This window comes from Tatumella morbirosei, assembly GCF_000757425.2.
GTDB classification, from domain to species: Bacteria; Pseudomonadota; Gammaproteobacteria; order Enterobacterales; family Enterobacteriaceae; genus Tatumella; species Tatumella morbirosei.
The window spans coordinates 17,539-39,228 of sequence record NZ_JPKR02000003.1 but is presented as its reverse complement, the minus strand read 5'-3'; the positions used below and the strand labels follow the sequence as shown (position 1 = coordinate 39,228).

Genomic DNA, 21,690 nt, shown 5'->3' with positions numbered 1-21,690 from the left:
CACTTTCACTCGCGGAATGAAAATACAGACCACGGCGAACGGACAAAAAAACGGGCCCGCAGGCCCGGAGGAATTACAGAAGGCGATAGGCCGACACGTCGGTAACGCGGGCTTCGGGATTTGAGATGGCGTTATGCAGAAGACCCACAACTCTCCCTCCCTGAACCAGCGCCGGAATATCATGACTCGGCAGCATAAACCGCACGCCAGATAGTGCTTTCTTGATGGCCGTTTTTTCTTCCAGCGTGGACATTGCCCGATTACCGGTGATGGTCGGCTCGCCGGGGTTCAGGCTGTCGAGGAAAGGATCGATGAGACTACCCTCCAGGTTATACACCACGTCTCCGCAGATGTTTGCCAGCCCTCCATCAGTCTCCACCAAAACGGAAATCGAGCCCGGAGTGTGCCCCCCGCTCAGGCGCACCGTTACGCCCGGGATCACTTCTTCCTCAAAGCTGCCGTCCACGTCAAACAGGCGCAACGCGCCCCGCGTGTAAAGTCTGTCGAGCAGGTGACGCGTATCCTCAAGAGCATACATGGCCGGCCCCATAATCCCAGAGGCGGCAAAAGAGAGCTCACGGCGGGAAAGGCTGACTGTGGTGGTCATGGGAAAAAGGTAGTCGCCGCCGGCGTGGTCAACATGCGCATGGGTGTGGATAACATAGCGGATATCCGCAGGCGTGAGGCCATGCTGTGCGATGTTCCACTCCAGCGTCATTTCGCGCGTCTGCTCCGCCTCAAAGCCAAACTGGCTGTAGTACGACGTGGAACGCGAACCCGAATCGATCAGCACCGGGTATTCGCCGCCGGTGATCAAAAAGGACAGTGTGGGAATGGTGGTTCTGGTCCCGGCGTCCTGGAATAACACCAGTCCCGATTTGTCCAGTGTGATGTTGCCAAGGTTAAGGGGAAATATTTTTAAGGCCATTTTCTTCTCCACATTTCAGTTAAATATTTTTCGCATCGCAGGGTTATCCCTGTCTGCTTCAGGGAAAATCAGTTTTCAGGCATCGTTTACGGGAAACGTCTGACGCTGGCGCCGCTGATACAGACCCAGAATAATCAGCACCAGACAGACCGCGATAAGGATGAAGGCTCCGGTATAAACGGCAGCAGAAAGGCTCAGGACTGTGGCCGTTTTACCCAACGCAATAGCCAGCCCGCCGGTAAACAGATAAGCAAAGACAAAAACCATAGACATGGCGTTTCCCCTGTCTTCGGGGCGGGTCTCCCGCGCTATCATCGCCAGTCCGCCGAACGTCATGGCGGCGTATCCGGCACCCGATACCAGCGAGGCGCCCACAAAATACGCCAGGCTGTGAGCAGAGACAGAAACGCACAGGCTCACCATTCCCGCCACGGACAGTACGGAACCCATTACGATAGCCTGCCGTGCTTCGATTTTTCTTACGAGACCACCTGCAAGTCCGAGCGTCACCGGAAACAGCGCCAGCGCCAGGCTGTTAATCCACGCGCTCGGTGAACCAATCAGGTTGCGTGCGACCTGTGCACCGAGGGAGGAAATCAGTACGCCATGCGTATAGGCCCCCATCATCGCCAGCGCGGCATGAGCAAAGTTCCGGCGCAGATAGGGGGGAATCTGAGGACGCGCCAGCAGGCGACGGGTTACCCCGGAGGGTCGGTCAGACGGGATTAAAAGGCATAGCAGGAAAAGCACAAGCAGCAGCGCGAACAGCACGTAAAAGCTCAGACGCGTGGGCGCGGGCGCCCACGTTACCAATGCCCCCGCCAGCAGCAGCGCACCGGCGAAACCCACCGACTGAGCGCCCAGGGTAACGGAGGAAGAGCGAGCGGATCCCCCTTCTCCGGCATAGTCGACCAGGGCTGCGGCAGAAGGGCCAGCAGACAGCCCGACGCCTATCCCCATCAGTATCCGTCCCGCCATTAGCGTAGCGACGTCTCCGGCCACAGCAAACATCAGTACCCCGGCGGCGGAGCTGAAAAGCCCTGCCAGCATGACGCGTTTGCGACCCAACTTGTCGGACAGACCGGCCGAGAGCAGCATCGTCAGGACCACACTCAGGGGATAGAGACCAAAAATGATCGCCAGCACCGTCATCGACAGCTTCCACTGCGTCGCATAAAGCGGATAGATCATCGCAGGGGCCGCGCTGGTCCAGAGTGTATGCGCCACGACGGCAGTGCTTGTCCAGAAAGCGAAACGGGCAGACGTGAGAGGAGTGTGCATCAGAAAGCCTTAATTTTAAACTGTTCATTTTAAAACTAACTGCAGAAATGATGAGATTGCAAGTTATTTTGAACCGATCGTTTTTTTATTTTTATATGCTGGCTTTTCCCGCATTGAAAGTGCATATTAAAACGATTGGTTTAAAATGAGCATTTGTGATGGCCAGACCGAAAAAGATAAGTAATGAAGACGTTCTGAACCGCGTGATCCCTGTATTCTGGAAAAGCGGTTACGCGGGTGCCAGCCTAGGGCAGCTTGAGGAAGCCACCAACATTAACCGTTCAAGCCTGTACGCAGCTTTCTGCAACAAGGAACAGCTGTTCGTCAGCGCACTTGAATACTATGTCAGTAGCGCACCCGCGCAGTTTCTGTTACAAAACCAACCGTATGGCTGGCAGAATATTGAAGATTTTCTGCTGGCTGCGCCTTTTAACAACCCGGCCTTTAACGGCTGTTTTCTGGTCAACTCTTTCAGGGACGTCGGCGCATTGCCTGCTGAAGCACTGAAGATTGTGCGTAATTTTCGTGACACGGTCACCGCACAGATTCGTATGAACATTCCGGCGGATGAAGCCGGAGATGATAGTGACGTAATGGCTGAAATTATCTGGTCAACCCTGGCTGAGGCGTGTCTGGAAGCAAATGATATCCTGGACAGAACTGCCTGGCAGCAGCGCGTGACTCGTCTGCTGAAATTTTTGATGCCTGCCCGATGAACACAAGCGCCCTGTCTGCGTGGTACTGAAAACGTTTTGCACTCTGGAGCCTGCATGATACGTCTTGAAGATGTTACGTTGTTCGTCCGTTCTGCCGCTCTGGGCAGTTTTTCCAGTGCAGCCCGTGAGGCCGATATTCTTCCGGGCCAGGTCAGCGCCGCGGTCAACCGGCTGGAGCGGGATCTGAACAAGCGACTGTTTGCACGCTCAACCCGCAGCCTGCGTCTCACTGCCGAAGGTGAAGCCTGGCTGCCCTATGCGCAGGAAATGCTGAATATCCTTCAGGCAGGCACCGAACGACTTCTGGGAAGGGACAATGAAATTCAGGGAGAGTTGAAAATAGCCGTCCCGTCAGACATAGGACGCAACGTTTTGCTGCCCGTGATCACTGGGTTCTGCGAGAAGCATCCCGGCATATCGGTGCGAATCTTCATGTCTGATAACGTCAGTGATGTGTTCCGCGATCCGGTGGATGTCGCCATCCGCTACGGTATTCTGGAAAACAGTAGCTACGTTGCCCTGCCGCTGGCCGAGAATAACCGGCGGGTGCTTGTCGCTGCGCCAGCCTATCTGAAAAAGCATGGCAGTCCACGTCAGCTTGACGACCTGGTTTTACATCACTGTCTGCTTTATACCCTAAACGGTCACGTGTATGATAAATGGTCCTTTCCGGAAAATGGCATCAGGCGTCAGCTGACCGTTAGTAGCAGGATGCTGTGTGACGATGCCGACCTGGTGCATCGATGGGCTGTCGCGGGAATGGGCATTGCCTACAAATCATGGATCGATGTCAGCGAGGACGTTCTGGCCGGCCGGCTTGAGGTTCTGCTGCCGGAACAGCCCGGTGAAGGGGTTCCGCTTAATCTAATTTGTCCCCACCGCAAACAGTTTTCTCCTGCGATACGCGAACTGCATGCGCAGTTGCGTGAACAACTCAAGGCCGTGACTGCGCTGATGCATACCCATCCTGCTTTTGTTCCAGATGCTCAGGATGCGCAGCCCGCTAAACTGAACGAATAAAACAGCTATTTCAGAGAAATGGCTTTTTCTGGCAGTTATTTTATGAAGGTGAAATCGGTGAGCGAAATCTGGGTATTATCTGTGCTCACCTGCTTGCGGCGAAGCCGTCTACAGAGACGTATACGACGTCAGACTACTGAAGGAGAAGATGATGCACCGGGTAGGCTTACTGATTTCCGATCATTTTCAGGTTCTGGGATTATCCACGCTGAGTATCTTTGAGTTTGCGAATCAGGTCGCCGGCGAACCGTTTTATGACTGCACAGTTTATTCAGAGCACGGCGGTTCCGTTAAGTCTTCTTATGGCTTCGCCGTGGACAGCCAGCCAATTGCTTCAGACATTAACATTGATTCCTGGCTGGTTGCGGGAGTGCTGACGCCGCTGGAGATGCCCGCCTCACCGGGTATCGTGGACTTTCTGCAGGTGAATGCACCCCGTGCAAGACGGGTGGCTGGGATCTGCACCGGGGCCTTCGTGCTGGGACAGGCCGATTTACTGTCCGGGCGGCGCGTCACGACGCACTGGATGCATGCACAAAGCCTGAAGACCCTACACCCCTCCGCGCGGGTCGAAGAAGACCGGATATTCATTATTGACGACTACATTTGGACGTCTGCAGGCCTCACCGCCGGACTCGACATGACGCTGGCTATGGTAGAAAAAGACCTGGGTGCCGGGGTGGCACGTACCGTTGCGCACCTGCTTGTCATGCATCACCGCCGCTCCGGGGGACAGACGCAACATTCCGAAATGCTGATGCTTTCCCCGCGTAGTGATCGCCTGCAGTCTGCTCTGGAATATGCGCGTAACAATCTTAGCAAAGCGCTGACTATCGAAGACATTGCGGATGCGGTCCACGTCAGCGCACGGCAACTCAGCCGATTGTTCCGTTCTGAAACGGGCAAGTCTCCTGCCAAGGCCATTGAGGGGCTACGGCTGGAAAATGCCCGGCTGCTGATTGAGCAGAGCAAGCTGTCAATGGAGGTGATTGCGCGTGAGTCCGGATTCCGCGATCGTCGCCACATGCGTGAGGTTTTCATCCGCGGCTACGGCATTCCACCGCAGTCGCTGCGCACCGGTAAAGACTGACCGACCTTCCCCCGCATCACTTCCCTACCCGATCATGGTGTCCGGATTGCCGGTCACCATGATGTCCGAAATCACGACCTTTCTCGTCAGCCACGCCGGCGCGTGACTGCGTACTATGAATTCACCAGCCCGATAAATGACAAGGTGAACATCATGACGCAGCAAACACAAAATAACCTCGGTACCGCCGTCGTCACCGGCGCCTCAACCGGCATGGGTGCACTATACGCCGGCCGCCTGGCACTCATGGGCTATGACCTCATCATTGTGGCACGCAATCACAACCGCCTGAACCAGCTGGCTGAACACATTACCACCGACAGTGGACGCAACGTGGAAGTGGTTGCAGCGGACCTGGGAGATGTCACACAGCTGAACGCGCTGGAAGAAAAGCTGCGTCAGGACGCGAGTATTACACTGCTGGTGAATAACGCCGGTATCGGCACGCACACCCCGCTGCTGCAGAGCAAGGCTGAGCAGATGACGGCCATGATTAACCTTAACGTCACCGCTCTGACCCGCCTGACCTACGCGGTGGTACCGGGCATGGTCGCTCGGGGTCGAGGCGCCATCATAAACATCGCCTCGATCGTCAGCATTGCCCCTGAGCTACTGAACGGCGTTTACGGCGGCAGCAAGGCTTACGTTCTGGCCTTCAGCCAGTCGCTTCACCACGAACTGGCCGTGAAGGGCATTCAGGTGCAGGCCGTGCTGCCCGGTGCTACCGCCACGGCATTCTGGGACAACGGTGGTTTGCCGGTTGATCAGCTCGACCCGGACATCGTCATGAGTGCCCGGGACATGGTAGACGCGGCCCTCACCGGGTTTGCGCGTGGCGAACTGATTACTATCCCGTCCCTGCAGGACGAAACGCTCTGGACTCGCTATGAACAGGCGCGTCAGGCCATGGTGCCGTACCTTGGCAGTGACGCACCCGCTGAACGCTATCAGCCAGTATCCGTACACTGAACCACCCTTTTTCAGCCTCACAACTTTAAAAACTATCTTATGAAGGAGTAAGACTATGAAACTGACCAACAACACCATCTTCATCACCGGCGGCACTTCCGGGATTGGCCGCGCAATGGCAGAAAGGTTCCATCAGCTGGGTAACCAGGTGATCATCTCCGGGCGTCGCGAAGCGCTGCTGAAGGAAGTTATCGCTGCAAGCCCGGGAATGGCCTATGTAGTGCTGGACGTGACGCGCGCCGACAGCATCAAGGCCGCCGCACAGAGCGTGCTGGAACGCTATCCGACACTGAACGTGGTTATCAATAACGCCGGCATCATGCCGTTTGACAATGCGGCGGGCGAGCTGGATGACGCGCAGGCGGTAACGCTGCTTGACACTAATATTCTGGGCCCGGTGCGCGTCAGCGCGGCGTTTATTGAGCACCTCAAGCAGCAGTCGGAGGCGGTGCTGATCAACAATAGCTCTGTACTGGCCTTCCTGCCGTTGGCGACCAACGCGCTTTACTCGGCCACCAAGGCTGCGATCCACTCCTATACCCTGTCACAGCGCTTCCTGCTGCGTGACACCGGCGTACAGGTTATCGAGATTTCTCCGCCTTGGGTTGATACGGACCTGATTTACAAGAGTGGCGACCCGCGCGCCATGCCGCTGGATGCGTTCATCAGTGAGACGTTTGACAAGCTTGGGACGGACACCATTGAAGCCATCGTTGATCGTGTAATACCTGTCCGTGATAACCCGGGCTCAGACGAACATACCCTGGTGAACCAGTTCAACCAATCTGTGGCAGATAACCCAATCCCAGTCCAGTAAACGTTACAGGGGTCCCGGCCCCTGTTTTTATGCAGGAGTTGATAAATGAACACTGTCATCACGTCTTCCCAGCGCCGTGCCCTGCGCGCACTGAGTATCGCTTATTTTGTGCAGGCTACCGGTGCGCTGTCCGTTGCCGGCAGCCTGTCCGCTATTTCCGCAGGCTGGCAGCTGACTGATGCGCAGAGCGCACGCTTACTCAGTATTTTCGGCCTTACCTTTGCGCTGGCGGCCCCGTTGGTTCAGGTGTTGTTTGGTCACCTGCGCCGCCGCAAGCTCGTGCTCACAGGCATCGGGCTGTTTGGCCTGGGCGCCTTTGCTTTTGCACTTTCACCGGGCTACAGCGCCCTGGTTGCTTCGCGCATCGTGATGGGGGCTGGCGCGGGGTTCATCGGTCCGGTGCTGGTAGCGCTGGGTTCAGAACTGGTACATGAGCAGCAGCGAGGACGGGCTATTGGCATGGTTCTGCTCGGGGTCTCAATGGCAAGCCTTGCCGGAATTCCGCTCGCTACATGGATTGCCAGCCTGTGGGGCGCGAAAGCGCTGTTTGCACTGGTCGGCCTGGTGAGTCTCCTGAGCGGGCTCAACATTCTGCTGACGGTGCCGGATGAAAGTGCAGGAACGCGCATCAGGCTCACCGAGATGCTAGGCGTGCTGTCTGAGGGAAAATACCTGACGGCCTTCCTGGTGGTGTTTTTTATCACCTCCGGCGTTTACAGCTTTTACTCTTTTATCGCTCCGTTGATCCGTGATACCTACACCGGCGGCACACAGGCGGTTTCCGCAGCGCTGGCCGTAATCGGGATTGCCGGCGTGCTGGGCAATCTCTGGGTTACTCGCGCGGCAACACGCTTTAGCTCTGAAAAGTTGTTACTGACGGGCATGACGCTGCTGATCGTGGATACGGTGCTAATTGCCGTGCTGCCCAAAGCGCTGGTCGTGCTGCTGATAATGCTGGTTTTCTGGGCATTTGCTACAGACCTGCTCTGGCCCAGCCAGCAACGCAGGATCGTTGAGCTATCGTCTGTCCGGCATCGTGGCATTGCGCTGGCGCTGACCAGTGCTTTTATGTTCGGGGGCATAGGCCTTGGCTCGGCGGTGGCTTCCTGGGTTTATCCGATCACGGGGTTGTACGGGCTGGCCGCAATGTCAGTGGCCTTCATTGTTCTGGCGCTAATCACTCTGCAACTGTCAGAGAATTACAGAAGGCCGGATATTGTTTCTGAACCCTGCCAGAGCGAAGCCTGAACCCTGTATCCCCATGCTTGCCTCACGGTATTCCTTGCCGTGAGGCGGTTTTTATTCCGACCTGACCAATTTTTCAATCATTTGCTGCAGCATATTCCTGATGTCGCCGGCCTGGATGTCATCGCAGAATACGCCAAACGGCCCGAGGGCGGACCATGCTGTAGCAAGCGCCATTATGCTGGTCATTAAAAACGCCGGTGGAAAGGCGTCGCTTACCTGCCCTGCTGCCTGCGCCTGTTGAAGCGCAGCCATTTTCTGGACAAGCGACTCACCTCTTTCGCTGATGCCCTTAGCCTGCTGCTCAAGCGAATACCAGGCCATCAGCTTCATAATGCGCGGATTGTTTTGCGCAAAATCGAAAACCTCAGCAGCATATCCTGCAAGATCATCGGGCCTGAACGACAGCCTGTCATATACTGCTGTCAGGTGTGTGCTAAGGACTGTCAAAAATAACGTCTCTTTGTTTTCAAAATAGATATAAATCAGGTTCTTGTTAAAACCCGCCGTCCGGGCTATGCGTTCAACCCTCGCCCCCGCAATGCCCCAGGTGGCAAATTCGTCCGTTGCGGCTTCCAGTATTTTTGCCTTGCTCGCTTCAGCATCTCGCATTTCTTTTTACCTAAACAGTCAAACCGGTGGCCAGTTTACTGATTGACTAACGGGTTAGATAGTTATAAATTCACAACTAACTAAATGGTTAGTTATAAGGATTTTTATGTTTAACAAAACGTGGTTTATCACCGGCATCAGCAGTGGTCTTGGCTTAGCTATGACCAGACAACTTCTGCGACAGGGAGACCGTGTTATTGGAACGGTCCGTAGTCATCACACTGTTCAGGCACTGGCTGCGGAATACCCTGATACATTGAGCATATTTAAGCTCGATCTTTCACTGACCGATTCTGTTGAAGCCGTTGTTACCAGGGCTTTCAGGGATACCGGGCGCATAGATGTTGTCGTGAACAACGCAGGATATGGACTATTCGGACCAGCCGAGGGCCTGAGCGCTGAGCAGATAAAACATCAGCTCGATACCAATTTGCTCGGCCCCGTGCTTGTGACCCGGGCTGCACTGCCTTTCCTGCGTCAACAAGGGGGAGGAAAAATCATTGCAATTTCCTCTTACGGTGGCCAGGCGACACACCCGGGGGCATCGCTGTATCACGCCAGCAAGTGGGGTGTGGAAGGATTCTTCGAGTCACTGTCTAAAGAAGTGGCATCGTTTGGCATATCAGTCAATATTGTAGAACCCGGGTCCGCGCGCACGGCTTTCCGGAGTACCGCCGGGGAACAAATGGGGTCGCTACCTGAGGTCTACAGGGACACACCACTGGGACAAATGCTGAGTCGATTAAACGATGAAGAATATGTAGCAAAAGGCGCACCAGAAAAAATGGCCAGTATAATTTTAAAACTTGCGGAGACGGAGTCAAATCCACTGCGGCTCGTCCTGGGAAGTGATGCCTATGCCTTTATGGAGACTGCGTTAGAAGAACGTCTTCTGAGACTTAATGAGCAAAAAACACAGGCCGCCGCGAGCGATTTTGAATAGCTACACTCCTCAGCACAAGCTGTGTTTAAATATACACGGGATTAAAGTATCTTCTAAAATTAATGGTTAGCTTTTTCGTACCCGTCAGATTCTCTTAAATTCATACTTCATCATGTATTTTTTTGGTGAGATTTTAAGACCATAAGCAGAATTTTATCCGGGGTGAAAATTCTGTGGAGCCAGGCATCTTATACGTAGTCGGGCCACAAATACCCAGTGGTTTTGGTGTTACCGTGCAAAATCGCCTTGCGTTTACAGCAAGCACAGGGTGATGCGCATTTTTCTTAGGATGCAGGAATCCACCGGGAAGCGGTGGCTTCTTTGTCATATTTCAATGCAGAAGGCAGGGTAATCAATTCAATCAGCACTCCGAAGGGTGTCATACCGAACCATGTCTGGTTTCCCTTTCCTTCTTCGTAAGAAAAACAGTCTGAGGGACCTTCAAACATTTTGACTCCATACTCACGCATTCTTTCACCTGCCAGATTAATATCATCAACATAAACTGAAAAATGATGAATACCTGGCTGAGCGATATTAGCTTGCCGATTGCCAAAGTCAGGCTGGGTTTGAAAGAGTTCAATATTGCAGCCATTAGCCAGGCGCAGCATGGCTAACCCTGTGACTTTCATTTCTGCGGGAAAACCATTAAGAGGATACATATTTTCGCCTGAGATTTCTTTATCATGTTCATCGGGGGGAACCATTCTGTAAAGCACTTCCGCACCCAGCGCATTAACAAAAAAATCTTCAGCTTCCCCGAGGTGACTGACAGTAATACCTATATGTTCAATACCACGAAACGTCATTGCTACCTCCTGTTTATCTAACGTTCTGGAATAATCTTCATAAGTAATTCTGGCATAAATTTGTCTTTTTTCATCTTAACAGCGCAGAAAATCATTTAAATCATGAGGATATAACATTAGATCATGACCTCCGGATGACCATGACCCCGAATAAGCTCCAGGCATAATCAGGAATAACCGCCTTCATTGTAACCACACAGCTTCCTGTTCCAGTGCTTTGCCGGTTCGTTGCATGGCGTGGATAAGTTGCTTCACCTGCATCTCAAAATGTCCGGATGCGACATGATTCTGCATGGCCCGGAACTCGCGTTGGGTAGTCTGCCAGAGTAAGTCACTGCCAAATTCTGATAAGTGTTTTTGCCAACCCGGCATTAGCCACATCTGCACGGCACTCCCCAACTTTGCCCGAATGCGAGCATAATTGAGCAGCCCGACGCCATCATAATCAGGGAAAAAATATATCCTGGGCGCTCGCGGATATTCTGATAACCAGTCAATAACGCTGTTGGGCAGTTGTCCGCTGTAATAAGCCACACTGCATGGCTCATTTGAAGGTAGCCAGTCCATCTGATCAAAGAGTGCCTGATTTTCTACCAACCACAAAGAATGCGAGGTACACCATGTACTGCCTGGCTGAATTGCCAGGACTGCAGCCCCGAGATGGTCTGTGCTGTCGCTCAAATTCAGCAGGTAGTTGCCGCCGTTGTGCCAGCTCACCGGCCCACCCCCGGCCTTCAGCAATAAATACGTCGTGTTATGCCGATGCTCTGCTCCTTTACTGTTGCGCGTACTGGCTATGTTGCGCGCCCTATTGGGTAGAAGTGTATCGAGATTATCTGGATCGACAGGGACCAATTGCCGCCATTGCTGCTCCACCACATCGGGCAAAATCACTTCAAAAATGACTCCATTTCCCCTAGCCTGCCTGGCAACGCTCGCTGTCGTTTGACTAAAATGCTCAAGGGCTCGCCGCTGGTTTTCAGTCAATTGTGAACTCGCAAGACAACGTTCTGGCGATTTCCGTAGTTTTCTTAGTGCAGCAATAAGTTCCCGGCTCATGAGTTCCCCCCTCGGGGCAATAAAACCTGCCAGCTTTGCCTATTGATATAATTTTTGCCGCTGCGGTGGTGAATAGGAACACAGTACCGGGCGGTAGTCAGTGGTGCAGGAGAAGCACAGATCAGCGCAAAACCAAATTGCTCCGCAATCTCAATTAGGCTCTTCTGATTGCGAGAATCCAATGCCAACGCCTCATCCAGATAGCAGACCGTACGGATCTTTTTCGCCTTATGCTGCAATAAGTACAGCATTGCGAGACCCGTTACCAACTTGGCCATCAACACAGTACCGTGAGATGCGGCACTGTCTATATCTTCAAACGATTCTTCTGGCCCGCCTGGTTTGCCAATGACGAATTCCAGGCTAAACAGATCGGCTATTTTTAGCCCCTGCTGATTATTACCCACATCGAATAAATATTTTTTGGCACGTTCTAAATCATCGTTATCCAGCACACTTTGCTGGTTGAACAGATCAAAGCTCTCACCGCTGTCGACTTGCGCGGCTGTACTGAGCAACGTATCGATGGCTTTAACTAATTCAATATCGTCCCGGACTTCAATTTTGAATACCTTAAGATCAGACAACTGACGCTGGCTAATCAGCCGATTGAAGTCACGCATTCGTCCTTTGAACGCATCCAGTCCCTGCTTAAGCTGCTTTAGACTGGCGACAACACTTATCACTGCACTACGAGCACGTTTTTCGAGAGCTTCCTTTTCTTTTGGAAGAATGCGATGAAAATCCAGGATCTTAGCCCACTCAACATCATCACCTTCACTGAACTGGAACTTGGTCAGTCCAGCCGCATGCAACGACTGCAATCCCTGCTGCAGTGTTCTATGCAACTCCTGTAGCTGTCTGCAGGCAGACTGATAAGCCTGTAACCCCTCATACAGATTATCTAACGTCCATTCATCCCCCCTAACCAAGGATGATGAGGGCGTTCTTGCAGGTGACTGAACATTGGGCTCAGATCTTCACGCCGATGTCGCTCAGCTTCAATCCAGGCGTGCTTGTTGGTCAATTTATCCTGTTCTTGTGCGAGGGCATTGATTTTAGTCTGTAACTGCTCCGCCCGTTCAGCAGAGGCTTCCAGCTCGCCCTTAAGCCGTGCCAGGCAAGCATCGAGAGCAGCTATCTGCGTAGTTCGCTCATCATTCTGTGCCAGTAATTGCTGCCAGGAATCGAAATCCGCCAACTCGCCTTCCAGTTGCTTCTTTTCTTTTTCCAGTTGCTGCTTATGCACATTTGCTGCATCCCACTTCTCAGCAACACCTTGCTGTTCTCGTAGACTGCCTATCTCCCTCTCAGTATCGTAAATTCGCTCATCTAACTCGATTTCGCTCATTTGCTGAAACTGCGGGGATAACTCTGCCAGGTTTATCCGTAAACAATCCAACGCCAGAACATCTTCAGGCATCTGCGCCAATTTTTGCTTTAGTCGCACCACATCCAGTTCAAACGCCTGCGGCCCTAGCCTCATAACCCCTGGTTGTAACACCCGATCCAGTCGCGATAACTCCTGTTCGGACAGTTGGCTGAATAACCGCCGGTATAAATTGTCCGCCAGCGTTGTCTTCTGCGTCATCAGCGCCCGAAGCTCTGCTTGCCGTTGTACCAGATCCAATCTAATGGCTTCCACGCTTCGCCCCCTGGTCTGGCCCAACAGAGTTATCTGTCTTTCAAGGCTTTCCTGCAGCCTGACTAACTGTGCCTCAAGCTGCGCTCTGCCAGAATACAAGGCGAAGCGGCGTCCCAATGCCTTTTGCTGTTCGTCTTGCCCGAGAAGCGCATTTCGCTCCTGCTGCCGGCTGTTCTCCTCTAGCGTGAGGTTCCTGTCCTGGAGGTTCTGTTGTCCCTGTTCTTTTTTGAGCTGCAGTATTTTCTCAGCCAACACCTCACGACTACTCTGATAATAGGCCTGCCACTCTGCCAGCCCGGCTTCAATTTTTGGCCGCCACGCGACTATCTGCCCTCTGATGGTCAGCCGACTCTCAACCTGCTCCGCCAGTTCCTTAATTCGTTGCTCCTGTGCCAATGCCGCCTGATATTGAGCACGTTCACTATTGACCTCGCTAAAAGCCTTTTCCCATTCCTGCCTGAAATCAATGGCAGCATCGGTCAAGTCCCGTTTAAATATTTCAAGCAGATGGTTTTTGACATCAACCGAGGTAAGTTTGTCTAGCCGTAAGGTTTGCGTCAGTACCCGCCGATAGGCATCTGCATCGGATTGGTGTTCGAGATGGAAAAGCGTGAAATCAGGTTCGCTACCTGCATTTTTTTTTCTACTGCCGTAGAGCGCATCGCGAAATTCGCCAGGTTGTCTGTAGAGCGTGACTAAGCGCTCGCGACTGGCCAGATGGCTCACCAGCTGCGGCTCCGCCACTAAATTTCCATCTGCCAGGCGATAATCCTCCAGATCCAAATCCCCTTTGTAAGCAAAATACTGGTAATCGTGGCTGACTCCCTTACCAACACAACCGAGCACTACGGTCCCTGTCTGAGGCAGACATGCCTGTAAGAGGATGTAAGAGCAGTTATTGGGAAAGTAAAACCGTCTGGATTTCTCACGATCATGGGCACCAAAATCCATCGCCCGTTGATCTATGATCAGAAGAAACTGAAGGGCATTGATAAGACTGGTTTTTCCCGTGTTATTCGGCGCAATAAGGGAAACTGATGCATCAAGTGGAAGCTCAGCACGCTGATAACCGGCACTGCCCAAAAGTACCAAACACTCAAACCCGGACTGCATCATACATATTCCTCCTTATCCTCTGGTTGGTCATCACTGTTTGACACTTGCCCTTCGATAATGCTGTCTTGTAAGGACATCAAAGACTCGAAATGTTCCAGATAGCGATTAACGGCTGGCAGCAGCTGCCAATACCCGTAGTGATCCAGAGCAAACCCAAATCGGGTCGCGCTCTGTAGCAAAGCGGTGAATTTATCCAAATCAAGGCTTTCAGCCACCAGCAGTTCCTGATGTTGCCGATACGTTTCAGCTATCAACGACTTGTCGATGCGCCAGTCACCAAAGCGTGATAATGGCTGACCCACATCTGCCTGAGTATTGAACAGGCACATAAAGAGTAAGGCGAGCTGGCTGCTCGTCTTGTTCACCCCGTTATTCGCCTCATCACTGTGAAACCAGGCATAACCCCGCTGAGCAACCCGCAACTCAAATCCCATTGCGGAAAACAGGGCTTGGTATTTTTCCTGCTCGCGTTCCAGTTCTGCCCAGAGCACGGGATCCGCTACGCGATTAAGATGCTTACCATTATTAAAAAGACGGAACAGGTCGTTCAGGGCAGGGAGTGCTTCCAGTTGAGAGACAAAGTCATTCATGATGGTTCTATCCGATGGGGGTAGTATTGGACCTGTACTGCTTGCAGATCGGTTTTGGTACTGTCCTGGTGGTGGGTGGCTTTCCAGTCAGGCTCTCTGACTAACTCGTGATAAAGCCGCAGCAGGGTAGCATCAGTATGTTCAGCGTAGTGTTGTTGTAACCAGACCAGCAGGTTTTCCACCGGCATGCTGGATGCCAGATGAAACCTTAGCTCTTCCTCATCTATGGTCTGCAATGAAGATTCATCGAATGCCATGTCATCAGGGAAGACTACCGGTTGAGGCGTATAAGCCAGCGCTTCGGCCATCAGTTGTCGGATTTCATCTCCTGCCATCACACGCCGGGAATATTCCTGCCGCCAAACCGGTAAGTCTTCTGCTGCTTTACGTGACGAGAGCCCCTTCATTAAACCCTGCTTGCGTACCCGCCCGAGCAGAAAGCTTACCGCCGCCGATAAGCTGTTATGCTCTCTCAATTCCTCGCGCAGAGGTAATAACGTACTGGCGCATTGCTGTGCCACAATTCGCCCCTGCCGCTGCAGCTCTTTGGCCTGATAAGTAACATGACGTAATTGCAGTTGGTGAGAATAGAGTCCCCCCTGGATATTCATCGCTTCAACCGCCTTATCAAGCACTTTTTCTGCTTGTTCCAGATAGGGATAAAAGGTGCCAGAAATCCCGGAGTCCATCATCTCGTTCATCGGCTCAACGTACTGATCATACGCTTCGAGTACAGAACGGTAGCGATACTGGATTGGCTGAGCGGAATCACTGGATTTAGCTTGCTCAGCCAAATCCATAATGGCATGGCGATCAACGTCCAATTGCAGACTAATTTGGCGAAACAACTCTGACAAACGAACGGCCCCTTGACGGATCAGTTCATGATTGAAGGGGTCCAACCCTTCCGAAGTTTGCATAATCGCCTGTTTAATTCCATCAACTCTTGCTTTGAGAACAGACGAAAGACCTAACTCATGTTCGCGTGTAAGACTGCGAACAAACTCCAGCACCAGTGGATTAAGTTGCAATGTTTGGGTTCGCTCTAAATATTGAAGCACGTCACTTTTACATAAAACACGTAATACTTCCGCTTTATCCGGCTCTCCATCAGGGGCATAGTGATGCTTGCTGATAATGCCAAGAATGGTCTGCTCATCAAAAGCTAACCATTCCCGAGAGCGGCGGGCTAACTCCTCTACGACCTCCCAATGTTTGTACAGCTGTAATATTAACCCCTTAGGTGTAGCCATTTTGTTTTACCCTGTCAGTTCAGCGAGAACCCTTCTTTGTAGGATTACGCTGTGCATAGGACTCAAATTCTTATCTGGTAAACACTTGTAGCCAGCTCAGTATAGGTAGCCAGAACGGCAATTCCGATACTGATTACATACACATGTCGCATTTTGGAGCACATATGCCGCTAAAAGAGCTAACCTGGGATCAGACGCTTCGCTTTCACTTGCTCGAGATCGTTCTGCAGTGGGAGGGCCGCCTGACCACCAATCACCTCTGTACCGCATTCAACATCGGACGCCAGCAGGCATCACGGGATATCAATCTCTATCTCAAGTCCTATTCGCCCGAGGGACTGATCTATGACAAAAGACTGAAGGGATATAAGCCCACCGCCCATTTCGTTCCCCGCTTTAGTGAGGGTAAGGTGGATGAGTATCTGATGCTGCTGCATCGGGAGAAACAATATCAACGCCCGCACGAGGCGGGTGTACTAAACCTGCCACTGATGGATCTGCGTTACGGGCATATTGAGATCCTGGATGTACCCAACCGCCATATCGATCCCATCATCGTACGCGGACTGGTGCAGGCTGCCCGGAATCAAATGCGGGTCGATGTAGACTATGTATCACTGAGTTCAGAAGAAAAGAGCGGTCGTAACATCGTGCCACACACCCTGGTCTATGACGGTATTCGCTGGCATGTACGGGCGTTCTGTGAGAAAAAGAGAGAATACCTGGACTTCGTTATGAGCCGCTTTCGGGGCGAGCCTGATCTACTTGATACATCGCTTCATGGCCGTGACCAAGACCTTGAATGGAATACCCTCGTAACCGCCGAAGTCATCCCTAATCCTTGTCTGAGTGCAGGACAGCAGTCCATCATTGCCAGTGACTATGCCATGACAAATGCACATCTACTGATCGAAAATAGAATTCCATTGATGCACTACACACTTGAGCGCATGAAAGTGAGCTATGACGGCGAGCACGAAAGCCATCCTCTGCTCTATCCCCTGGTGTTGGCCAACCGAGAGGAACTGATCCAGCAAGGTTGTATCTTCAAATTAAAAAATGCTGATTTAATTAGAACGTGAAATGTGAATCGCGGCGGATTTAGGTATAAAAAACTTTGATAATTCAATGCCTTTTACCACTGGCGTTATGAAGACTAAAGCATTTTCGATTAATTTCAGGCTCAATAACAAGCACAGCAGGTTGGAAAGCCCGTCACCTTTAAAAAAATGAGTACAAAAATGGGTTCAAATAATATCTGTAATATTTAAATGTATTTTTTTCAATATGATAAAACACAAATCACGGATCAATGTCTGTTTCCGGACACTGCGCGAAAGAAAACCTTTTGCGTAGTCAGGCTGAATGACGGAAATCCACGCTCTGGTGTGGATTTTTTTGGGTGGTGCAAAGAAAAACCTTAATGCTCACTCAGGACGAGCTAGCAATGGCCCATACTCCCCGATAGTGATCTATCTTTAAGCGTCAGTAACATGAGCACATTTATTATTACATAACATCAACAATACAGGACAGTGCAAATCATAAATATTAATTGCGGTTGCAGTGAGCAGTTTACTCTATTCACAGGGCCTTAGGGTTATGTCTGCCGAAATGGGCCTGAATACCTGTATATGCCGAATTAACCGCGTACTTAAGTCCGGGATCCTCTGTGCCCGGGACACTTCAAGGTGAGTATGGATTCCAGACTTCCACTGTTCGCTTACAGCAGAAGTCCGGCCCAGTTAACTGGGCCGCAATGTGCCAACAGAGGAAATTGATGGACTGCTACCGCGGGGTTACCTGTCTGTTCTCGTCTTTGTTCTGAACAATGTATTTAAGACCTGCACCCTGTCCCCTGACTCTGGTTTGGACAATCAGCACACTTTACTGACCAATTATTTAAAACCAAAACCTCCCTCAATCCCCTTTATCAGAATCAAAACGGTCTTCCCCAAAAGACACTGTCACCCGTCGTTCGAACAGAACTACACTCTGCTAAAACTGCTTTACCATCCGGATAAACGTCAGCCCTTTGCGGATAAAAGGGTTGCCTTCGGTGATAAAACCGGCGCGCTGATAAAAAGGAACGGCAGTCAGCCGGGCATCAAGAAACACGCTTCGCACACCTTCCTGTTGCAGCTTACTTAAAACCTCTTTCAGGAGTAGCGTTCCTATCCCCTGCCCCTGCAGTTGTTGTCGGGTGGCAAACTTTCTGATCTGCACCCGATCTTCACCGTCACAGAAAACAGACAGGCAGCTAATCACAGCGCCGTCTCTGACAATACCAAAATGGCGGGCAACATCATCTCCCGGAACCCGGCTTTCATCCCGGGGTAAATCCGGCCACAGAACCTCATGCCGCAGGTCGATGCAGTCTTCAATCGACAACTCTGTTAGTTTCATTATTTTTTCCTTTCAGAATATGCAGGCATGTTATCGCTGGAACTCCCGGCTGTAAGTTTTAAACACTAAAACGCCAGCTTGACCAGAATAGTGAATCAACAAAATGCTGTTGGTTAATCTCCCCCGGGAGACTCAAAGACTGCGGCCCCCCAATACCCTTTGCCAGCCCGGGCACTCTCTGTCCAGCCTTGTGATATCAGTTCCCTGGCAATCAGCCGGTTGATCATACCGTGCCCTGCCAGCAGCACAGACTGGTTGTGTTCTGTGGATGTATCTATCAGCAATTGCGCAGCCTGCTTTGCGCGTGCTTTCGCCATGGATAAAGATTCCGCATTCGGGGACAAACCACACAACCAGAGTAGGCGAAAGATAACTGCCCAGTGAGAGGGTGACAGCTTTAGCAATGGAACAGGGAATACCGGCAATTCAGCTTCCCTGAACAACTCACAGGTCATTTCAGGTAGCCGTTTTAGCTTACTGGCAGAGGAAACTGCTCTCGGTAACGGACTACTTAACGTCTTCAATGGCCTGTTTACCAGGTCCTGGCAGGACTCCGGCGGTTTATCATCACCAGTATCGGAAAGGTCATACTGTTTTATCCATTCAGCCATTGCTGAAGCAGAGATCATTTTCGCACTGGTCAATGCCGGTTTTCCGTGACGCATCAAAATAATCTTCAAACGCGGTCTGGTCCTTTTATCATGGTAAACAGCCCGTTCATGGGTTGGGCAGTTATACTGAATACCGTTGTAATACTGGTGAACCGGACGGTTAACCTGTCAGCCCCGCTCACTGTCTTTCGGATAAGGTCCACCTCTCCCCCTCAGTCCAGCCACACCTTCCCCACCAGATAGGTTTTTGCCTGACCACCGATCAGTACCCGGTCGCCGTTAAGCTGGCAACGGAGTTCGCCGCCGCGCTCAGATTTCTGGTAAGCCAGCAGTTGGGTTTTACCCAGTCGGTCGGCCCAGTACGGAATTAACATGCTGTGAGCGGAACCGGTGACCGGGTCTTCCGCTACGCCTTCACCCGGGCAGAAGAAACGGCTGACAAAGTCATACCCGCTATCTCCCGGTGCTGTCACACAGACCATTTTCCCCAGCGATTTCATGGCAAAAATATTCGGGCGAATAGCTTCCACCTGCTGCTGAGTTTCCAGCACCACCAGATAGTCCCGCGCGGCCCGGACTTCCCGGTAACCGGTGATACCTAAACACTCTGTCAGCAATGCAGGCGGTTGCTGCACCGGCTCGCTTAACCAGACCGGGAAATCCAGTGTCAGCCATTCACCTTCACGAGATACGGACAGCGGACCAACAAACCGGGTGGTAAAATTAATGGTGTCGTGAGGATAATTCAGATGTTGGAAAATCACATGCGCCGCCGCCAGGGTGGCATGTCCGCACAGGTTGATTTCACTCTGAGTGGTAAACCAACGTAGCTCAAAACCATCGTCATTAGCGACAAAAAAGGCTGTCTCTGACTGGTTATGCTGCTTTGCCATCTTCTGCATCAGTTGGTCGGGCAACCACTGGTCAAGCGGACAAACCGCAGCCGGATTACCGCCAAAAGTCGTGGAAGTAAAGGCATCGACCATATAAAAATCAATTTGCTGCATAGGGTGATCCTCTGTTTATTTCCTGCAGATGACTTTATTAACAGTGTACAGTGTCGCCTCCCGGCTTTTTTACTGTCCTGCCGCCAGCTGGCAGCATATCTCACCAATCTTAGCTACCGCCTGTAGCAGTTGTGGTGTCGGTTCGTTGGCACAATTCAGCCGCAGATAGTGCTGTAATTCCCCTCCGGGCGAAAACAGCGGGCCAGGGCTGACACCGATCCCCTGTATTAATGCCTGACGGTGGACCTCGGGAGCACTGACCTGAGATGGCAGTTCGACCCACAGCAGGAAGCCAGCGGCCGGGATATTTATCTGTGTCCCCGCCGGGAAACTGGTTTTGACCTGACGGATGACCGCCTGAATCCCGTCGTGTATCCGTTGCTTAAGGCGCTTCAGATGCCGGTCATAGTCACCACTGCCAAGGATGTCACAGGTAGCGGCTTCCAACAGCGGTACTCCCGCCCAGTCACCCGCCATCCGCGCCTGCAATACCCGGTCATGATAACGGCCGGCCACTATCCAGCCGATACGCCAGCCCGGAGCGAGCGTTTTGGACAGCGAACTGCAGTAAATCACATTGCCATGCTGGTCGAATGCCTTGCAGGCCGGCGGTCGTTGTCCTTCTCCTGCCAGATCCCCATAGACATCATCTTCTATCAACGGGATTCCTGCATTTTCGGTTATCGCTACCAGTTGCTGCTTACCGTGCAGCGACATGCTGGCCCCCAGCGGGTTTTGTACGCAGGGTGACACCAACACCGCTGCAGGACGGTGACGATGAATCGCCTCAGCCAGAGCTTCCGGCAACATGCCCTCAGCCGGGTCAGTCGTGATTTGTAACGCCTGTAACCCCAAATCTTCCAGTAATAACAGAGTACCGAAATAAGCAGGTTGCTCAATGGCCACCACCTCTCCCGGCTGACACACGGCTCTCAGTGCCAGCCGCAGAGCCTGGGTCGCCCCGGCGGTAATAATCACCTCATCCGCGCTAAAGCTGGCTCCCCACTGAGCAGCACGTACCGCTATCTTATTACGCAAATCGGCACGGCCCGGTGGCAGGCTATAGCTCTGGCCATGCGCCTCAAGCCTTCGTGCGGCGGACTGCAGAGCCCGTTGCAACGTGTCGGTCGGCAACCAGGATGGATCAGGAAGTGCTGCCCCCAGTGGCACCAGCCGCGTTTCAGTACTGCTGAACAGCGAACGTGCTACCGCCGAAAGTGTCACCGGCACAGGGCCGTCAGCATAGCGTGGCTGAGGGGGGTGAGTTTTGTGGTTCTGCTGGCTGACAAAATAGCCGGAACGTGGCCTGGCCTCTATCAACCCGTCGGCTTCCAGACAACGCAGCGCTTCCAGCGCTGTCGGCAGGCTGACCTGCTCACGTTCGGCCAGTTTACGGGCGGAAATCATCCGGTCACCGGCCTGTAAAACGCCCGCAGCCAGTGTCTGACGCAACATTTCAGCTATCCGGCGATACTGCGGGGGCATAGGAGTTACAACTGACATAACCAATCTGTACAGGGTAATTTTCAATAAATCTGACTATACAGCCAATCTGCAGTGCCATCTATAGTGA

At 52.3% G+C, this 21,690-nt stretch carries 21 protein-coding genes; 8 read left to right on the top strand and 13 right to left on the bottom strand.

The window, feature by feature from the left end:
• Positions 1-73: 73 nt before the first annotated feature.
• Together HA49_RS03040 and HA49_RS03035 are read right to left on the bottom strand one after the other, a co-directional pair.
• A complete protein-coding gene (locus HA49_RS03040; RefSeq protein WP_038020488.1) occupies positions 74-928 on the bottom strand; it encodes an N-acyl homoserine lactonase family protein in 855 nt (284 codons plus the stop codon).
• 75 nt (positions 929-1,003) lie between these two features.
• Positions 1,004-2,209, bottom strand: a complete 1,206-nt coding sequence (locus HA49_RS03035) for an MFS transporter (protein WP_038020487.1) — start codon at positions 2,207-2,209, stop codon at positions 1,004-1,006.
• Between the two features lie 158 nt (positions 2,210-2,367).
• On the opposite strand from HA49_RS03035, the gene HA49_RS20545 reads away from it, so the two are divergent.
• From HA49_RS20545 to HA49_RS03005, 6 genes are all read left to right on the top strand, one after another.
• Positions 2,368-2,925 (top strand): TetR/AcrR family transcriptional regulator, encoded by a 558-nt coding sequence (locus HA49_RS20545; RefSeq protein ID WP_052752422.1) that lies wholly within the window; start codon positions 2,368-2,370, stop codon positions 2,923-2,925.
• Positions 2,926-2,979: 54 nt separating this feature from the next.
• The gene (locus HA49_RS03025) at positions 2,980-3,945 is read left to right on the top strand and encodes a LysR family transcriptional regulator (RefSeq protein ID WP_038020485.1); all 966 of its coding nucleotides are present in this window, start codon (positions 2,980-2,982) and stop codon (positions 3,943-3,945) included.
• A gap of 151 nt (positions 3,946-4,096) precedes the next feature.
• Positions 4,097-5,035 carry a GlxA family transcriptional regulator gene (locus HA49_RS03020; protein ID WP_038020483.1) on the top strand — a complete coding sequence of 313 codons (939 nt, stop codon included), beginning with the start codon at positions 4,097-4,099 and terminating at the stop codon, positions 5,033-5,035.
• A gap of 153 nt (positions 5,036-5,188) precedes the next feature.
• A complete protein-coding gene (locus tag HA49_RS03015; RefSeq protein ID WP_038020482.1) occupies positions 5,189-6,004 on the top strand; it encodes an SDR family NAD(P)-dependent oxidoreductase in 816 nt (271 codons plus the stop codon).
• A 55-nt stretch (positions 6,005-6,059) separates the two neighbouring features.
• The gene (locus HA49_RS03010) at positions 6,060-6,821 is read left to right on the top strand and encodes an SDR family oxidoreductase (protein ID WP_038020481.1); all 762 of its coding nucleotides are present in this window, start codon (positions 6,060-6,062) and stop codon (positions 6,819-6,821) included.
• Positions 6,822-6,866: 45 nt separating this feature from the next.
• Positions 6,867-8,069 (top strand): MFS transporter, encoded by a 1,203-nt coding sequence (locus HA49_RS03005; RefSeq protein ID WP_038020480.1) that lies wholly within the window; start codon positions 6,867-6,869, stop codon positions 8,067-8,069.
• A 51-nt stretch (positions 8,070-8,120) separates the two neighbouring features.
• Here the strand turns inward: HA49_RS03005 and HA49_RS03000 are convergent, their stop codons facing one another.
• Positions 8,121-8,678: a TetR/AcrR family transcriptional regulator gene (locus HA49_RS03000; protein WP_038020478.1), complete on the bottom strand. Its 558-nt coding sequence runs from the start codon at positions 8,676-8,678 to the stop codon at positions 8,121-8,123.
• A 106-nt stretch (positions 8,679-8,784) separates the two neighbouring features.
• Here HA49_RS03000 and HA49_RS02995 point away from each other — a divergent pair, with 106 nt between their 5' ends.
• Positions 8,785-9,621, top strand: coding sequence for an SDR family oxidoreductase (locus HA49_RS02995; protein WP_038020475.1), 837 nt, complete (start codon positions 8,785-8,787; stop codon positions 9,619-9,621).
• Between the two features lie 284 nt (positions 9,622-9,905).
• Here the strand turns inward: HA49_RS02995 and HA49_RS02990 are convergent, their stop codons facing one another.
• The 6 genes from HA49_RS02990 to HA49_RS02970 form a co-directional block, all read right to left on the bottom strand.
• Complete coding sequence (locus HA49_RS02990; protein WP_038020473.1) at positions 9,906-10,430, bottom strand: VOC family protein; 525 nt, start codon at positions 10,428-10,430, stop codon at positions 9,906-9,908.
• 183 nt (positions 10,431-10,613) lie between these two features.
• Positions 10,614-11,489 (bottom strand): DUF7281 domain-containing protein, encoded by an 876-nt coding sequence (locus HA49_RS02985; RefSeq protein ID WP_038020471.1) that lies wholly within the window; start codon positions 11,487-11,489, stop codon positions 10,614-10,616.
• Positions 11,486-12,313 (bottom strand): hypothetical protein, encoded by an 828-nt coding sequence (locus tag HA49_RS21105; protein WP_156994527.1) that lies wholly within the window; start codon positions 12,311-12,313, stop codon positions 11,486-11,488. Before HA49_RS21105 ends, HA49_RS02985 begins: the two co-directional genes overlap by 4 nt.
• A gap of 80 nt (positions 12,314-12,393) precedes the next feature.
• A complete protein-coding gene (locus HA49_RS02980; RefSeq protein WP_052752420.1) occupies positions 12,394-14,250 on the bottom strand; it encodes a hypothetical protein in 1,857 nt (618 codons plus the stop codon).
• Positions 14,247-14,840, bottom strand: a complete 594-nt coding sequence (locus HA49_RS02975) for a condensin complex protein MksE (RefSeq protein ID WP_038020469.1) — start codon at positions 14,838-14,840, stop codon at positions 14,247-14,249. Before HA49_RS02975 ends, HA49_RS02980 begins: the two co-directional genes overlap by 4 nt.
• Positions 14,837-16,093, bottom strand: coding sequence for a hypothetical protein (locus HA49_RS02970; RefSeq protein ID WP_038020467.1), 1,257 nt, complete (start codon positions 16,091-16,093; stop codon positions 14,837-14,839). Before HA49_RS02970 ends, HA49_RS02975 begins: the two co-directional genes overlap by 4 nt.
• Before the next feature lie 143 nt (positions 16,094-16,236).
• Between HA49_RS02970 and HA49_RS02965 the strand changes: the two genes are divergently transcribed.
• Positions 16,237-17,175, top strand: coding sequence for a BrxR family helix-turn-helix transcriptional regulator (locus HA49_RS02965; RefSeq protein ID WP_245610146.1), 939 nt, complete (start codon positions 16,237-16,239; stop codon positions 17,173-17,175).
• Positions 17,176-18,091: 916 nt separating this feature from the next.
• On the opposite strand, the gene HA49_RS02960 is transcribed toward HA49_RS02965, so the two are convergent.
• The 4 genes from HA49_RS02960 to HA49_RS02945 form a co-directional block, all read right to left on the bottom strand.
• Entirely contained in the window at positions 18,092-18,499 is a 408-nt protein-coding gene (locus tag HA49_RS02960; RefSeq protein ID WP_038020465.1) for a GNAT family N-acetyltransferase, read from the bottom strand.
• 113 nt (positions 18,500-18,612) lie between these two features.
• A complete protein-coding gene (locus HA49_RS02955) occupies positions 18,613-19,179 on the bottom strand; it encodes a phosphoglycerate mutase family protein (protein WP_245610145.1) in 567 nt (188 codons plus the stop codon).
• Between the two features lie 143 nt (positions 19,180-19,322).
• Positions 19,323-20,117, bottom strand: coding sequence for a PhzF family phenazine biosynthesis protein (locus HA49_RS02950; RefSeq protein ID WP_038020461.1), 795 nt, complete (start codon positions 20,115-20,117; stop codon positions 19,323-19,325).
• A 69-nt stretch (positions 20,118-20,186) separates the two neighbouring features.
• Positions 20,187-21,620 carry an aminotransferase-like domain-containing protein gene (locus HA49_RS02945; protein ID WP_156994525.1) on the bottom strand — a complete coding sequence of 478 codons (1,434 nt, stop codon included), beginning with the start codon at positions 21,618-21,620 and terminating at the stop codon, positions 20,187-20,189.
• Positions 21,621-21,690: the final 70 nt, after the last annotated feature.

Coding starts and splice junctions, on each gene's coding strand:
- HA49_RS02975 (WP_038020469.1), bottom strand. CDS start 14,840: ATGAATGACTTTGTCTCTCAACTGGAAGCACTCCCTGCCCTGAACGAC.
- HA49_RS02970 (WP_038020467.1), bottom strand. CDS start 16,093: ATGGCTACACCTAAGGGGTTAATATTACAGCTGTACAAACATTGGGAG.
- HA49_RS02945 (WP_156994525.1), bottom strand. CDS start 21,620: ATGTCAGTTGTAACTCCTATGCCCCCGCAGTATCGCCGGATAGCTGAA.
- HA49_RS02980 (WP_052752420.1), bottom strand. CDS start 14,250: ATGATGCAGTCCGGGTTTGAGTGTTTGGTACTTTTGGGCAGTGCCGGT.
- HA49_RS03040 (WP_038020488.1), bottom strand. CDS start 928: ATGGCCTTAAAAATATTTCCCCTTAACCTTGGCAACATCACACTGGAC.
- HA49_RS03020 (WP_038020483.1), top strand. CDS start 4,097: ATGCACCGGGTAGGCTTACTGATTTCCGATCATTTTCAGGTTCTGGGA.
- HA49_RS03015 (WP_038020482.1), top strand. CDS start 5,189: ATGACGCAGCAAACACAAAATAACCTCGGTACCGCCGTCGTCACCGGC.
- HA49_RS02950 (WP_038020461.1), bottom strand. CDS start 20,117: ATGCAGCAAATTGATTTTTATATGGTCGATGCCTTTACTTCCACGACT.
- HA49_RS03010 (WP_038020481.1), top strand. CDS start 6,060: ATGAAACTGACCAACAACACCATCTTCATCACCGGCGGCACTTCCGGG.
- HA49_RS02965 (WP_245610146.1), top strand. CDS start 16,237: ATGTCGCATTTTGGAGCACATATGCCGCTAAAAGAGCTAACCTGGGAT.
- HA49_RS02995 (WP_038020475.1), top strand. CDS start 8,785: ATGTTTAACAAAACGTGGTTTATCACCGGCATCAGCAGTGGTCTTGGC.
- HA49_RS20545 (WP_052752422.1), top strand. CDS start 2,368: ATGGCCAGACCGAAAAAGATAAGTAATGAAGACGTTCTGAACCGCGTG.
- HA49_RS02985 (WP_038020471.1), bottom strand. CDS start 11,489: ATGAGCCGGGAACTTATTGCTGCACTAAGAAAACTACGGAAATCGCCA.
- HA49_RS03025 (WP_038020485.1), top strand. CDS start 2,980: ATGATACGTCTTGAAGATGTTACGTTGTTCGTCCGTTCTGCCGCTCTG.
- HA49_RS02990 (WP_038020473.1), bottom strand. CDS start 10,430: ATGACGTTTCGTGGTATTGAACATATAGGTATTACTGTCAGTCACCTC.
- HA49_RS03000 (WP_038020478.1), bottom strand. CDS start 8,678: ATGCGAGATGCTGAAGCGAGCAAGGCAAAAATACTGGAAGCCGCAACG.
- HA49_RS03035 (WP_038020487.1), bottom strand. CDS start 2,209: ATGCACACTCCTCTCACGTCTGCCCGTTTCGCTTTCTGGACAAGCACT.
- HA49_RS03005 (WP_038020480.1), top strand. CDS start 6,867: ATGAACACTGTCATCACGTCTTCCCAGCGCCGTGCCCTGCGCGCACTG.
- HA49_RS02960 (WP_038020465.1), bottom strand. CDS start 18,499: ATGAAACTAACAGAGTTGTCGATTGAAGACTGCATCGACCTGCGGCAT.